Source organism: Streptomyces longisporoflavus (assembly GCF_014649775.1).
In the GTDB taxonomy this organism is placed as follows: Bacteria; Actinomycetota; Actinomycetes; order Streptomycetales; family Streptomycetaceae; genus Streptomyces; species Streptomyces longisporoflavus.
Map to the genome: position 1 here is coordinate 1 of NZ_BMTR01000017.1, position 15,950 is coordinate 15,950.

At 71.8% G+C, this 15,950-nt stretch carries 1 protein-coding gene; it reads right to left on the minus strand.

Annotated elements, in window-relative coordinates; all coding sequences use genetic code 11:
• On the minus strand, window positions 1-15,813 hold a 15,813-nt coding region (locus IE226_RS30035; protein ID WP_229871621.1), incomplete at its 3' end, for a DUF8616 domain-containing protein.
• Between the last annotated feature and the right edge of the window lie 137 nt (window positions 15,814-15,950).

Genomic DNA, 15,950 nt, shown 5'->3' on the forward strand with positions numbered 1-15,950 from the left:
AATCTTGGTGTTCGCGGAGGCCAGCGGGTGCAGGCCGATCTCATGGGCCAGCATGCCCATCACGTAACCGATGTCGTACTTCTCGAAGTAGTAGCTGGCCAGATTGATCTCGACACCCGCGTCACCCCGGTCATGCACATCGGCCGGCGTCTCCGTCGTACGCAGGCGCAGCGTGATCCGCACCGGACGGCCGCCGACAAAGTCCTTGATGGTGCTGTGCTCGTCCAGCAGCTCGACGATCCGGACCGCCTTCTCGACGTACTTGTCCGTCTGATTCAAGTTGGTGAACTCGTAATTCCCCAACTTGAAGGTGCCCGGAGCGGCGATGTTCTCCGTGTCCTCGGTGTTGGCCTGGGGCAGCCTGGGGCGGGCTTCACCGGGGTTGGCGCCGGTGTTTCCGCCGGGGTTGTCGCCAGGGTTGTCGCCGGTCTGGGCCGGGGCAGTGGGTTGTTGGATGCTGTCGCCTCGGTTGTTGGCCGCGACGCTGGCGGCCAGGCCGGTGAAGTCGCCCAGCACACCCACCGCGCCCTTGTCGGCGGGCAGCAGCGGACGGACGGGGCTGTCCGCTGCGAGGTGCTCGGCGAGCTGGGCCTTGTAGGCGTTGTAGGCCCTGGCCGTGTAACTGGGGTCCTTGACCGCCTTCGCCCGGTGGTCATTGGTCACCGCGATCGACGCCAGATCCATCAGATAGGTGTCGATGAGGTCGGTGACGTCCTTGGGCTTGGCGCCCGCCACGCCCACCCGCGCGTGCTGGGCCAACACCTGGGCCATCTCCACGACAATGTCACGGTAAATGCCGTGGCGGATCGTCGCCGGGAAGGCAGCCATGACATGGTCCGCCTGGCCCGCGCCCACCGTGTTCATGAAACGCGGCGTCCTCAGCGACTCCAGGCCCGGCACCCGCAACGGCATCCCCGCATACAGATCCTCCTCCTCGGGAATTCTCGTATTCCGCGAGGCCAGCGGGTGCAGGCCGATCTCATGGGCCAGCATGCCCATCACATAACCGATGTCGTACTTCTCGAAGTAGTAGCTGGCGAGATTGATCTCGACACCGTCATCGCCCAAGTCACGTACGTCAGCGGGTGCTTCGGTCGTGCGCAGGCGCAGCGTGATCCGGACGGGACGGTTGCCGACGTAGCTCTTGATGGTGCTGTGCTCGTCCAGTAGCTCGACGATCCGCATCGCCTTCTCGACGTACCTGTCCGTCTGATTCAAGTTGGTGAACTCATAATTCCCCATCTTGAAGGAACGAAGGCCCGGTTCCTCCGGTGCGGCAGGCGCCGCGTCCGCGTCCGCGTCCTGGGGAGCGTGTGCCGGGACCTCGGTGGCTGCCGTCCCGTCGGCGGTCCGGGGCAAAGAGACCGGGTCCACCCAGATGGCCTCGCGGGATTCCCCGACGGCGGCGTTCCGGGCCGCGGCCCAGCTCTGATCGAGTTGGTCGCTGTTCCGCTGAGGCGCCGGGCTTACGTCGCCGATGAGCGCTCCGAGCAGAGCCAGGTGTCGATCGCGCAGGCCGACGGGAGCGAGGGAGGCATCTTCGGGAGCCTTGTTGAGGTCGCCGAGGAGGCTGCCCAGGATGTGCGGGCGCTGCGGGGAGTCGGTGTCCCGGTATTCGTCGCGCAGGCCGAGTTGGTGGGTGAGTTCGTGAACCAGCTGCACCGGGGTGGCGTCGGCCCACCAGGTGGTCTGATCCATCCCCTGGTCCCGGCCCGCGAGGTTCACGGTCAGGTGCGGGGCGCCGGTGGGGTCGACGCGTTCTACGGTCACGTGCAGCCGGTCACCGTTCAACAGGCGGTAGTCCGGACCGTTGAGGAACTCCGCCACGCCCGCACTGAGCTGGTCGAACACGTGCGAGGCTTGATCGTCGGTGCCGCGCAGCGCGACGCGGACGGTGAGGTCGGTGACCGGCTCGCCCTGGTACGAGAACCGCCGTGCGTCGAAACCGGAACGCACCACGAAACGGGGGCGGCTGTCGCGCGTGCCGCTCGGCGGCGTCGTGATGTGTGGGGCGGCGCCGGTGTCGGTGTCGGTGTCGGGCTGGGGCAGCCTGGGGCGTGCCTCGCCGGGGTTGCCACCGGAGGTGTCCCGGATCTGGTCCGGGACAGCGGGTTGCTGGATGCTGTCGCCGCGGTTGTTGGTTCCGACGCTGGTGGCCAGGGACGCGAAATCGCCCAGCACGCCGAACCTGCCCTTGTCCGCGGGCAGCAGGGCATGGAGGGGGCTGTCCTCTGCGAGGTGCTCGGCCAGCAAAGCCTTGTATGCGTTGTAAGACCTGGCCGTGTAACTGGGGTCCGTGACCGCCCTCGCCCGATGGTCATTGGTCACCGCGATCGAGGCGAGGTCCATCAGGTAGGTGTCGATGAGGTCGGTGACGTCCTTGGGCTTGGCACCGGCCACGCCCACCCGCGCATGTTGCGCCAGCACCTGAGCCATCTCCACCACGATGTCGCGATAGATGCCATGCCGGATCGTCGCCGGGAACGCCGCCATCACGTGATCCGCCTGACCCGCATCCAACGTGTTCATGAAACGGGGCGTCTTCAGCGTCTCCAGGCCCGGCACCCGCAGTGGCATCCCCGCATACAGGTCTTCCTCCTCGGGAATCCTCGTATTCCGCGAGGCCAGCGGGTGCAGACCGATCTCATGGGCCAGCATGCCCATCACATAACCGATGTCGTACTTCTCGAAGTAATAGCTCGCCAGGTTGATCTCGACCCCGGCATCACCCCGGTCATGCACATCGGCCGGCGCCTCCGTCGTACGCAACCGCAGCGTGATCCGCACCGGACGGCCGCCGACAAAGTCCTTGATCGTGCCGTGCTCGTCCAGCAGCTCGACGATCCGCATCGCCTTCTCGACGTACCTGTCCGTCTGATTCAAGTTGGTGAACTCATAATTCCCCATCTTGAAGGCGCGGGCTTCCGCGTCCGTGTCGTTGCCGGAGAGCGTGCTCAGCTCATACGCCTCCTCTTCCGCGAGGCCGGGGAGGCCGGGGAGGTCGCTGCCCGTCGGTGACGGGGGCAGCGGGATGGCCGCCGGGTCCGCGGGGGTTCGGAGGGTCAGGGGTACGAAGTCGCCGCCCCGGCGGCGGATTCGGATGTGCGAGCCCGTGCCGCCCGACGGGTCCTTGTAGGTGTGAGCGGTTCCGTTCTCCTCGATCAGGGTCACGGTGGTGCCGGTCGCGGTGGCGGCCCACTCCGCCACCGCGCGGTCCGCACCGGGGCCCCACGGAGCCTCCGCGAGGTGGCGGCGCAGGTGGCCGTCACGGGCGTCCTGGCTCGGCGCCGGCATGCCGGGGTGGACCCGCAGGGGCGGGGGTGTGAAGAGCGAGTCGTGCTCTGCCCTGCTGCCGGGCAGGCCGTTCAGGCGCATCAGCTGGGCGGGCGTAGCCCCGGCGCGGGTGCGCAGCCGCACCGCCTCGTGGCGGTCGAGACCTGGCTGCTCGGCGGCCTGGCGCAAGGCCGTGGACAGCGCGCCGAAGAAGCCGTTGCCTCGGCCGGTGGGGGTGCCCTGCGTGTAGGTGGCACCGTCGGGCGCGGTGAGGACGCCGTCGCGCGCGAGGCGGTAGCGCGGGCCGCTGCTGTCTGCGGGCGGCAGCCAGGGCGGGGTGGTGTGGCTGCGGTGTGCGGGCGCCGTCGCGGTCTGCGGCTTCGACACCGGAGGCGTGGCCGTCGTCGGCCCGGGCAGCGCGGTGGCGGCCGGGACCGGGGAACCGGGCGGGAGCGCGGCGGAGAAGAAGCCGTCGGTGGCGAAGAGGACCGGGTCGCTGGCCGGGTCGACGCGGGCCGGGTCGTGGCCGTGCGGCAGGAAGAGCTGGTCACGGCCCTCGCCGGTCACCACGGTGAGCGGAGTGCCGAGGACGCGGGCGGCGAGGGCGGGCAGCAGGTCTGCGCCCCCGTGGTCGCCCGCGCGGCGCTCGGGGGGTCCGCCGGCCGGGAGCGCGGTGCCGTCCTGGCGCGGTTCGGCGGCAAAGGGGCGGGACAGGGCCGCCACGGCGAGCGCAGCCCGCTGCCCCGGGGTCGGCCAGTAGGTCTGCGGAAGCCTGCCGAAGGCGTCGAACTCGGCCTGCTGGGCGGGGGGGAACTCGATACCCGCAGCCTCGATTTCCTCCTGTGTGAAGGTGTCCGCGGCATCCGGGGCGAGGGCGTCGAGCAGGTCCTCGTTCCCGTCGTCGCCCAGCGCCCATGCGAGGCGGTCGCGGGCCGCATCGATGGCTTCGGCGGTGACCGCCGGGTCGCCGGGGGTGTTCGCGAACCGGTAGGCGAGGTCGGTGCGGAGCAGGTGGGGCAGGCGGCCCCGGTTCTCCGCGACGGCCAGCAGTGCGTGGAAGAAGGAGGCGCCGTCGTGCGGCATGTCGTGCACCTCGCGCACGGTGGTGCCGTCCGGCGAAGTGAGGGTGCGCGGGGCGGGGGCGGTCCCCACGGTGCTGACCCCCTCGGTGCTGACCCCCTCGGTGCCGACCCCGTCGGTGATGACGTACGGGGCGGGTGCCTCGGATTGCCAGGCGGGCTTGGCGTACTTCTCCGGCAGGCCCGCCGGCAGGTCCGCCGGCAGGTCCGCCGGCAGGTCCGGCACCGGCCCGGAGGCCGGGCCCTGGTGGTGGGCGGTGAGGCGGGAGGCGGCGAGGTGCAGCCGGTGGTGGTCCCCGGCGGCGGCGTCGGTGTGCTGCTGCCAGCGGTGGACCTCGTGCCGGGCGGCCTGCCAGGCGACGACGGCCGGGGACCAGACGATGTCCTGCGGAAGGTCGGTCGGCGGGCCGGAGTTGTCGTCGCCGAGCGCGGCCTGCTCCTCCGCGCTCAGGTCGAGCCATGTCTCACGGGCCCGGGCGCGGGCGTCGTAGTAGTTCTTCTCGGCCGCGGCGAGGTCGGCCGCGGCCTTGGCCTGGTCGTCCCAGGCCGTGCGGACCTCGGGGGTGAACGTGGTGTCGTCCAGGAGGCCGTAGTCGCGGGCGATGTCCTCGCGCAGCCAGACGAGCGCGGTGGTCTCGGCCTCGGCGGCGCGCGGGCCGCGCTTTGCCTTGCCGAGCGTGTGCAGCGGGCGGCTGTCGGTGATGCGGTGGTCCACCTCGGCCACCGAGAGCCAGCTCACCGGCAGCGCGAAGAGCATGCTGCGGTCGGTGACGACCTTGACGTGGGTGCCGAGTGTGGTGTCGGCGGCGCCCTTGAGTACGGTGCCGTCGTTCGTGCCGCCGATCGGGACCGAGGCACCGGGGTTGGTCACGCCGGCGTTGCTGTTGCCCGCGAGGGGTGCGGTGCCCACGGCGCCCTCGACGTTGTCGGTGATGCCGGCCTCCGACGCGTCGGAGGTCTTCGTCCGCTGCATGGCCTCCATGCGGGGCTTGTTCTCGACGGCGAGCAGCCGGGCGCCGTTGCGGTGCATTTTCGCGTAGAGGCGGGAATCGGCGGTGTGGGACTGGCCGAGGAGGTGCGATGAGGCCTGCGTGGGCAGCGGTGTGCCGGTCGCGCCGAGCGCCTCACGGAAGCCTGCGGTCAGGCCGACTTGCGCGGTGGCCTCCTGCTGGGCCTGTGCGGGCGCCGTGCCGAGGCCGGTCAGCGAGGTGAGGCGGGCGGTGCGTACGCGGCCGTCGAGGGTCGTGCCGGTGAGCCGGTCGCCGAGGTCGCCGTCGCCGAGTCCGTCGGCGCGCGCGGTGGCGAGGGTCAGGGCGTCCTGCACATTGGCGGCGCCGCGGATGTCCACGGCGAGGATGCCGGAGCCGATCGCATCGTCGAAGGGCAAGACGTCGGACGGCGGTACGTCAGTGGGTGGGACGTCGGTTGACGGTACGTCGGGGCCGGCGGTGTCGCCGCCCGGGGAGGAGGTGCGCCAGGCCGCGATGCCCTCGGGGCGTGCCTGCGCCGCGGTCAGCAACCGTACCGCGCGCTCCGGCTCCGGCACGTCCTGCTCGGTGATGGCCCGGTCGGCGCCGTCACCTTCCGGGGTGAGCAGACTCGCGGGGAGGATCTCGTTGAGGCTGCCGACGGGGGCGGCGTCGACGCGAGGGGCGAGCGGATCGCCGGTCGCGTCCGTCATGGTGACGGTCAGGGTGTAGCTGGTGACGATCTCGGCGTGCGCCTGGGTGGTGGCGATGTTCGGCATGGCGGTGGTACCGGCGGTCTGCGTACGGGTGCTCGCCCGCTGCTTGGCCGCGGTGCCCTGGAGCGACGGATTGGCGATGAGGACACCGCTGTCCGCGGCCCGCTCGCCCCCGCTCAGTGTCACGTCGGCGCCGCGGTCCTGCGAGACGCCGTCCGCGTCGTCGCGTGCGGTGGTGCGGTAGTCCTCAAGCTCGAACCCGGTGCGCAGCCTGTCCACGGTGGTGGTGACCGGAGTCAGCTCGAACCGCAGCTGCCCGGGACTGCCGCCGACCGGCAGGTGGAACGGGCTCGACCAGCTGCGGTAGCGCACCGGCAGGGTCATCCCGCCGGTCGTCAGCTCGTGCAGATGCGAGAGCAGGAAGTCCGGGGAGAGCCGCTGCAGGACCTGCTCCCGGTCGTGCGAGGGCACTCCGATCTTCTCCAGCTGCGGCGTCAGTTGCTGCGCCGCGCTGCCGGCGTCGAGCTGGCCGGTCGGGTGGGTGGGGAAGCGGCGCCCTTGCAGGTAGGGGGGCAACCGGTAGCCGCCGCCCAGGTTGTGCGGGGTGGTGGTGCCGAGGCCGTCGGGGGCGAGACCGGCCTCGATGACGTCCTGCATCGGCAGGTGGAACATCACCGCGTCGCGGATGCGCTGGAGCGCGGCGGCGGCCCCGCGCGGGGCGAGGCTTTCGCCGAGGCGCCCGGAGAGCCGCCCGGCCGCGGAGCTGATACGGGCCCCGGCGCGGGTACCCACCGCGCCCATCGCGGCCGTCCAGCGGTCCCGTACCGCGACGGTCTCGGTGGCGTCGGCGACCACCAGGTACATCCGTCCCGTGAAGGCGAGGGTGGTGTTACGGCCGCGGGTGAGGGCCTGCGAAATGCTGCGGCCCTTGCCCCACGCGTACTGCAGGGCGGTCGAGTAGGAGCCGACCACCGCCTGCTGGCCCGGCGCCTGCTGGAGCGGCATGTCGGCGCCCTGGATGCCGAGGGTGGTGTGGGTGACGGTGCTCCCGCTGCCGAGGACGCGGTGCTCGTTGCCGACGGTGGCCTCGAGGCTGGAGGGCTTCGGGTCGCTCTTGACCCGGAAGTTGTGCAGTTCGCCGCGGACAGCGGCCTTGAGGTAGTGGGTCCGGAACGGCCCCGCGCCGTTGAGTCCGCTGACCCGGGATCCGAACGGCCCCAGATACTGGCCGAGTTGCCCGGCCACACTCAGGTTCGCCATCGCACGGCGCAGCGCGGTGCGCACCGGGGCGGCGGGGGCGCTGACGTGCCAGGAGGTGCCGGAGGCGCGGTCGGCGGTGTCCTGCATGAGCTGCTGGCGCTGCGGTCCGCCTTCGGCGCTGATCACTACATGCGGGATGCTGAGCAGCCGCTCGGTGAGCCGCCGGTCGGCCGCGTCCGCCCTCGCCAACGGACGTACGCCGTCCAGCAGTTGGTTCGCTTCAACGGAAGACAGGTGCTGCGGTACGGGGGCCGCGGGCGCCGGTGTCGTGACTCCGGGCGGCGGATCGGCGGGCGCGTGACGATCGGAGCCGTGCGCGGACGGCACGGCGAGCTCCACGCGGCCGACGGTCTCGTTGCCCCGGCCGAACAGCGGCCGTTCCTCGACCTTGCTGACGAAGACACCCGCGCCGAGCAGGCCGACCGAGGCGAGCCTCGCCCAGCCGCGCGGGCGGCGGTGGCCCTCGAAGGACGCGTCCAACTCCACCCGATAGCTGTAGAGGTCGGCGCCCGTCTGGAACATCAGGTGGTCGTGGGTGACCGCGACCGTGTTCCTGGTGGTCCTCTGGTCGGTCCTTGCGTGCCGGACGCCGACCGACACATTGCCGGTCTGGCGCGGCAGCCCGGCCTCGGGCACCTTGTCGTGGTCGCGCGGCGAAACGCTCAGCTCGACGCCGCCGGAGAGGGTGGTGGACGCCTGCTGCCCCTGCCCGGATACCTCGGTGCCGATCACCGCGTTGCGCAGCGCCCGTTCGCTCATCGTGGTCTCGAACCGCCGGTCGGTCAGGCGCGCCTTGAGGATGAGCGTGTGGTGACCGCGGCGCACCTTGCCGTCCTCGGTGAGGCTGACCGGGACACCGGTGGTCGTCAGATCGTCCAGGCTCTGCGCCAGGGTGGGCCGGTTCAGCGCCTCGCGCACCTGGCGGTCGTTGTGCAGCGCGGTCCGCATCCGCCCGTCGCCGTACCAGAACTTGGCGAGGCGCGGATGCCGCAGCATCATCGGCGGGACGAACAGCGAGGGGTGGGCGCGGTGCAACGTGTCCAGGACGGAGTCCGCGAAGACCCGCATGGGGTCTTGGGGTGGGGGTGCGGGTGCCGGCGCGGGCGCGGTCTGCTGGGACTGGGCCTGCGGCTGAGGTTGGGTCTCGGGCTGAGGTTGGGTCTGGGGCAGGGTCTGCGGCTGGATGGGGCGGAACCCCTCGGCGCGGACCTGGCCGCTCAAGTGGACCGGGTCCTCGCGGGAGAGGTACCACGGCACCGGCGGCTCGGCGTCCGGGTCGGGCCCAGCCTGGCCCGGCGTACGACTGTCCCAGCCCGCGAGGCGCCGCGCGTCCCGGGTAGAAATCCAGTCCAGGCTGACCACCCGGACCGGGCGGGCCGCCGACGGCAGCTCGCCGGGTTTGCGCACCATCAGGGTGCGCTCCACCCGGTAGAGCGCGACCGGGGTGTTGCGCAGGCGTCCGGTGGTCTTCCGGGCCGCGTCGGCCCCGACGTAGTGGCCGCGCCCGGCGGTGAGGTCCGCGCGGACCAGCGGACCGCCCTGAACGCGTACGTCGGTCTCCGGGCCGACAAAGGTGTAGTTCGGCCCCGAGGTGACCTGGAAGCCCAGGCGGGTGTCACGGACGTGGCCGCGCTCGTTCTGGTACGTGGTCTGGGTGAGCTCGCGCAGCTCCGCCTTGACCGACTCGGTGACCAGCGTGGCCCGGTGCGGCACCGAACGCTCCACGACCAGATGTCCGAGGGGGTGCTGACCGCTGCCCCGGGTCAACTCGGGCCCGGTGACCGGACCCGAGAACCGGCCGAACAGGGCGAGCAGTCGTCCCGGCCGGACGTACGAGACAAGCGTACGGTGCGCCGAACTGCCGGGCCGCGCACCGGACATGGCGAGCGCCAAGTCCTCCGGCGGGTCCGTCAGGTGCAGTCCGGTCGTCTCGGTCATCCGCGGCTCGATGCCGTCCGGGAAGGTGAGCGTCTCGGGTGCCCGCCGGGGGCCGCCGAAGGGCACGGTGAGGTCGTCGGGCAGCCGCCAGCTCAGTCCGTCGCGCATCGCGAACTCGGCGGTGTGCACTTGGCTGCGTTGCCAACTGGGCGTTGACCGCGCCGAGTTGCCCGTCCCATCGGACCCGGTGGTTGCCGGTGGCGCCTCGGAGACGCGGTCCACCCGCACCCGGTAGTGGACGTCGTCCAGGTGCAGGTGTGAGCCCTCGTGGGCGCGCCACTCGGTCTGGTTGTACGCCGCGGTCCCCTGCGCGTAGTCGGTCCTGCGGGTCCAGCCCACCGAAACACCCAGCTTCAGAAGCCAGTTGAGCGGCGGGCCCATACTCAACCCACCGGCGATCCGGCGCCCGAAGCCGACACTGCGCCCGCCTCCCGTACCGGCCTGGCCGCGCCGCATGGTGTCGAGGCGGACGGTGCCGCCATCCACGTCGGAGAAGCGTTCCCAACGGTGGTACGGGATGGCCTCGACCGTCATCTCGTGACCGACCCCGGATTTCTCCCGACCCACGAAGCGAGCCCCGCGCGGGGCGGTGAAGGCGCCGGGCTGCTCGGTCAGCAGGCGCAGCAGTTCCGCCTCGTCGAACTGGCCGCGCAGCTTCGCCGGCAGCTTGCCCAGGATCTCGTCGGCCACCTGCTGGGGCGAGCGCAAGGTGGTCACACCGGGGCCGGTGATGAGTCCGGCCGGGCCGCCCGGAGCGCGGTCGCCCGGGTCGGCGCCCGGATCGGCATCCGGGCTGATCAGGATTGTGGGCAGGCGGCTGCCGTCCTCGAAGGTGACGGTGCGCGGTACCGGACCCGGCGGTTTGGCGTCCTGTCCGGTCAGCAGCCGCGCCGGACGGTACCGATCGAGCTGCGTCTCCAGCGGAACGGGGTCGCCCCGGTCGGGGGTCTCGGCGGGGTCCGCGGTGACGTTCGGGTTCGGGGCCGGGGTGGTGACCGGGTCCGGGTCCAGGTCCGGGCCATGGTCAGTGCTCGGGTCCGGGGTGGTGACCGGGTCCGGGTCCGGTACAGGGGTGAGCGGGATCGCGGCCGGGATCAGCGCGTCGTAGTGGTCGGTGCCGTTGTACGCCAGGTGCAGGGCGGGGCCTTGGCCGCCGGGGTTGAGGGTGTTGACGAGGGTGTTCCCGTGTGACCGCTGGTCGGGCTGTACGAGCCGCAGGTCGAGGTCGAGGGTGTGCGCAAGCGCCTCGGGAAGCAGGTCGGCGAAGGGAGAGTTCCACAGCGCGGAGTGCTCGGCTGCGGAGGCGACGAGCCCCTTGGCGCCCAGCCGTGACGCGTCGGCGGGGGTGGGCGCCACGTCGGCGAGGTGCGGGTAGTCGCTGTCGCGGATGATCCGCTGCCACTGACCGGCGTCGCCGTCGGTGATGACGTCCCGCGCGATCCGGTTCCAGTGCTGGGTGATCCGGCTCTGCTCGGCCGGGTCCCGCACCCCGGCGATGGCGCGCATCCGCAGGTCGTCCACCACTGCGAAGACCGGGTCAGGGATGGCCAGAGCCATGGCGTCGCCCAATTCGGACCCGGTGATCCGGTCACTGAGGAGGCGGCGCAGGCCGGCGACATTGCGCGCGGCCCAGGCGGGCGGTGTGGTCTGGCTGCGCGCGCTGTCGAGCAGCGACCGGAAGAGGCAGTTCCCGCCGCCGGGGGTGTCGAGCCGCCGCAGTTCGAGACCGTCGGCGTCCACGGTGTCCGCGGTGCCGGGTGCGGCCTTGCCGAGGTCCTTGCTGAGGTCCTTGCCGAGGTCCTTGCTGAGGAGGGTCACGTCCCGGGCGAGGCTCTCGGGGCGGCTCGGGGCGGGTGCCAGGTCGGGCCTGCGCCGGGCGAGTTCGGCGGTGTCCTCGGGGCTCAGGCCGAGTTCCGACAGCGGAAGCGGGGTGTTGGAGAGCGACCAGGTGATCTGCGCGGAGGGTGCGTAGGCCAGACCGCGTACGTCCTCCGGCGAGACGAGGGTGGTCGGCGGGAGCGCCGGCGGCGGTGGGGGCAGCAAAGCGTCGAGTGTGGTGTCGGGGCCTGCGGTGTGGTGCAACTCGGATGCCGCGCGCAGGAATTCGGCGTACTGCTCGGTGGTGGGATCAGCGACCGCCGGGCCGGTGTTGGCGCCGCTGGTGGCGCCGGCCCGGTCGACGACCATCCGGCGCAGCAGATCCGGAGTCATGCGGCCGTCGCCGTAGCGGGCCGCGGTGTCGGGGCTGAGCCAGCGCAGGCCGTCCACGTAAGCGAGTCCGGCGAGCAACTCGGTGTTTTCCGGCTGCTGTTCGGCGTCCGGGCCGAAGGCATCGCGCAGCGTGCGGATCTGCTGGAGGGTACGGGCTTGGGCAAAGGCGTCGGCCGGTTCCGGGCCCGCGTGCAGGCCCGCGGCACGCGCGAGTGCGTCCAGGTCGGCGCCGCTGGGCTCAGGGGTGAAGAGCCGCCAGCGCCCCGCACCGTCCGGGCCCTCGGTGAGGACCGCGCGGACGTCACCGTACTGGTCGCGGGCCGTGCCGACCTCGGTGGTGGGCGCGTACACCGGCCGCCCGGTGCGGTTCGCGACGTGCTGCGCCACCGGCAGACCCGCGATCTCCGGCTGGCGTCCGGTCTCGCAGGAGAACAGCACCAGCGGCCGGTCCTGGTCGGTGTCCGCCGCCCAGGACTTGAGTACTTCCCCGAGCTGTACGCCGCTGACTTTCACGGTGGGATGCCGTGCGTCCTCGGTACCGAGGGTGACGGTACGGGGGGTGCCGTGCCCCGCGAAGTAGTCGGCGCCGCGCGGGGTGCCTGAGCCCGGCAGCGGGGTCGGCGGCCCGGTGAAGACCGTACGACTGACGGGCGGGGCCGCTGCCGCGGAATCCGCTGCCGCCGGGTCTGGGGCTGGGACCGGGGCCGGGTGGGCGGACGTGGTGCGCACGCCGCGGAAGGTGTCCTGGCCCAGCAGCGCGCGACGCCCCGCACTGTGTGCCGTACCGTCCTCGGCCGCGTCTTGCGAAATGGTCAACGTCTGTACGGCGCGCCCCGGTTGAGGCCTGACATGCGTGTCCGGCACCAAGCGACGCAGCTGCGCGATGGGCACGGTGTGGCCGTCCAGAGTGGTGACGACCGGCGCACCCTCGGGCCGTGCGGCAACCTGCCCGCCGTCCGAAGTTTCGCTGCTGCCCGCGGGCCGTACGACGATCCGTCCCGTGGGCGGGAGCGCTACGGGGGGTGGTGTCGTCGCCGGGGTGGTGTTGTCCGGTGCGGTGGTGGACGGGGGCGGAGGCGGAGGCGGTGGGGTGCCGCCGTTCCCGGGCCCGCGTCCGCCGCCGGTTGCGTCGCCGGTTGCGTCGCCGTTGCTTCGGCCCGACTCCAGGTGCAGGTCGGCGGCCGGTTCGGACCAGGGGCTGGACAGGGTGGCGAGCTTGGTGGCGATGGGCCCGTCAGGGCTTGCGGGGTTACGGGTGCCCGGCCCAACTCCGTTACTTTCCAGGGCCGTTGGTATGCCACCCGAGAAAGTCTTGGGGCGGGCGCCCGAGGTGACGTCGACTTTGCCACCGTCAGTCGTCGAGTTGCTCTGCGTGGCGGGCTCGGACATCGCGGAGGGCGCGGGACCGAGGGCGTCGGCGAGCGGCAGCAGCACGTCCGCGCCGGGGAATGCGGTGTCCGGGGTGCCGTCAGGGGTCACGGCGGTCGGCGGTCCGGCGAGCGGGCGGACCCGGACCGGAGCGCCCGGCCCCTCGCGGGTCAGCTCGACGGCGGCACGAACCGGGCGCCCCGCGCCGTCCTGCGCGACCGCGGGGCCGAGTACGACGGCGCGGTCGACCCCGGCCCCGTCCAGCAACTCCGCAGCCTCCGGCGCCCCCTCCCCCGGCGGCGGAACCTCGGAGACGACGATCGTCAACGGTGACGACTGAGAGGGCGACTGGCTCCCGGCGAGGCCGACGGGGTCGGCGGGGCTGACCTTTATGTCGCCCGTGTCGGCGTAGGAACCGGTGGTGCTCACCCTCGGCGGGGCGGTCTTGGGGTCGGCGGCGGGGCCCCCTGGGGCGGGAGGGATTTCGGCGAGTCCCGAAGCCCCTTCGCTCGGCGCCGAGTTGATGCCCTCCGGGGAAACAGCGGCGTCCGGAGATGGACCGCTCACCGGAGGCGTGGCGGTGGTGGTCTCCGGCGGCAGAGAGGACGGCGCGGAATCGCCGGTCGTGGTCTGCGAACCGGCCGGGTTACGGGCACCCGGAGGTTGGGTGGCAGGCGGAGTCTGGGTGCTCCCGTTGGTGGGGGAACCGCTCTGGGTACCCCCGCCGGTGGACGCGCCGCTCTGAACACCTCCACCGGTGGGCGCGGCGCCCGGCTGGGGGCCCACGCCCGTGCCGGTTCCTGAGTCTGTACCCAGTCCGGAAGAAACGGAGTTGTTGGGGGCAGCGGGGTCGACAGGACCGCCGTCAACCTGCGTCGGGCCCACCACCGTACGGTCGCCGCCCGGCCCCGCCACCTCATCCGGAACGTTCTGGACGGTGCTGGTGCTGTCAGGAACGCCCGTGCCCGAGTTCTCGGGACTCGCACCGGGAGCGACACCGTCCGGACCGACGTTGGTGACCGGGGTGTCCACCGCGACCGGGCTGCCACTCGGCTGGGCGCCGACGCCGGTATCGCCCCTGCCTCCCGTGTCCGCGTCGGCGCCCGGGCCCACGCCAGATGAGTCGGAGTTGCTGGGGGCATTGGAGGCGACAGAACCGCCCTCGCCCTGCTCCGGAGTCGCACCGGGAGCGAAAGCGTCAGGGCCGACGTTGGCGAGCGGGCCGACGTTGGCGAGCGGGGTGTCCACCGTGACCGGAGTACCGAAGCCGTCCAGGGCCCGGCGGACCTGGTCGACGTCTATCTGGCCGCCGGTGGTGTTCCCCCCGGGTACCACCCTGACCTCGGGCAGCTGCGACAGGTTGCCGTGCAGGCTGTCGCGTACGCCGATTTCCGTGCTGCCGGGCGGCTGGGAGCCACGCAGGCCGGCGATGTCGCGCAGGGCCTGGTCGCGGACCTCGGCGGAACCCTGGTGGACCTGTTGCCACAGCTCGTTCTCGGCGGCGGTCACGGGCATCGGGCCCGGTGAGTACGGCGGCGGGTTCTCGGCGACGTAAGGCGGGGGTGACTGGCTGCCGGTGACATCCCCCTGCCCGGTGGTCTGCTGTGTGACCGGTGGCGGCGAGTTGAGCGCCGCGCCGTCACCGCCCGAGGAACCGTCCGGGCGGCCGGAACCATCGTCTGAGCTCGTGGAACCCTCGCCTGAGCGCGTGGCCCCGTCGGAGTCGGTGCTGCCGTCCGACATGGTGGGCGGTGGCTGGTTGCGCAGATTGTCGATGGCATTGCGCAGTTCGGCGCCCGTGTTCAGTGCCCCGTCGGTGAGCGTGGACTCGACCTGGCTGCTGATGCCCGCGCCGACGAAGGTGGACCAACTGGTGGACCAGTCGCCGTCGAAGGCCCCCTTGATCAGGATCTCCGCCAGCGCCTCGCCGGAACCGGCGGCGATGAAGTCGGCCGTCCCCTTGAGCCCGTAGTGCCCCGCCAACGCGCCGGGCCGGTCGGCGAAGTTGTTCAGCAGATAGTTGTTCCGCCACAGGTTGGGGTTATTGAAGAAGGAGAGCGGATCGTCCGTGCGGTTGGGGCCGCTTCCGTACGGGTCGGGGTTCGGGGTGTTGTTGGGCGTGGACCCCGGGCCGGGGGTGGGACTCGGAGTAGGGCTCGGGGTGGGGGTGGGGTCCGGATTCGGCCTGGGGTTCGGCGTGGGATCCGGGCCGGTGTTCTTGAGGCCGGGCGGCGGGGTGGGCGAGCTGTTGGGGTTGTTCTTGAAGTCGTTGCCCGGGCCGTTCTTGAAGAAGTGATTGTCGTAGCTGTTGACGATGTTCTTCGCGAAGTCGTTGAAGATGCTGGTGAGTGCGCCGGCGGCGGCGCCGAACGCCGCCGACTTGAGGATGTCGCTCCAGTCGAAGCCGTCGGGGCGCCGGCCGTCCGGGGCGAAGTTCATCATCGCGAGCCGCACCGCGAAGGTGGTGAACGCCTCGGCGAACGCCTCGGTGAGCGAGGGCGCGATGTGCAGCCTCTGGAGCAGGTGGGCGAGCGTGGTGAGGATCATGAACCGGCTGCGCAGCTTGGCCATCATGATCTGGCTGGCGGAAGCGCCGCCGGTGAAGAAGGACATCGCGAGGTAGATGGCGATCTCGATGAGCAGCCGGATGACCTCGGCGATGACCTGCCACTTGGACTCCATGATGTCCATGGAGGTCTTGCGCCGGCCTTCGGCGATCTTCTCCAGCTGATCGGCGAATTCGAGCAGGTAGTTCTTCCCGCCGTCGCCGGTGAGCGTGCCCATCGCCTTGGCGTACGACTTCGACAGGTCGTCCGGCATGGACTCGGCGATGTCGTGGACCGACTTGTCGATCAGCGAGGAGATCTTGTTGAGCTTCCGGCCCAGGCCGGAGTAGGGCATCCGGCTGTCGAAGGCGAGGTCCTCGTCGGCGTCGATGAGCTTCTCCCCGGTGAGGATGAAGATCATCGCGTTGACCTCGGGCGAGACCTGGATGCTCATCGCGAGCCGCCCCGTGCCCCGCCCGGGAGACCGCCCCGTGCCCCGCCCGGAAGGCCGCGCGGACACCACACGCCGACCGCTCCCGGCGTGATGCGGGAGCGGCCGACGGTGCGGTGGTGGCCAGCCCTGCGGTGGCG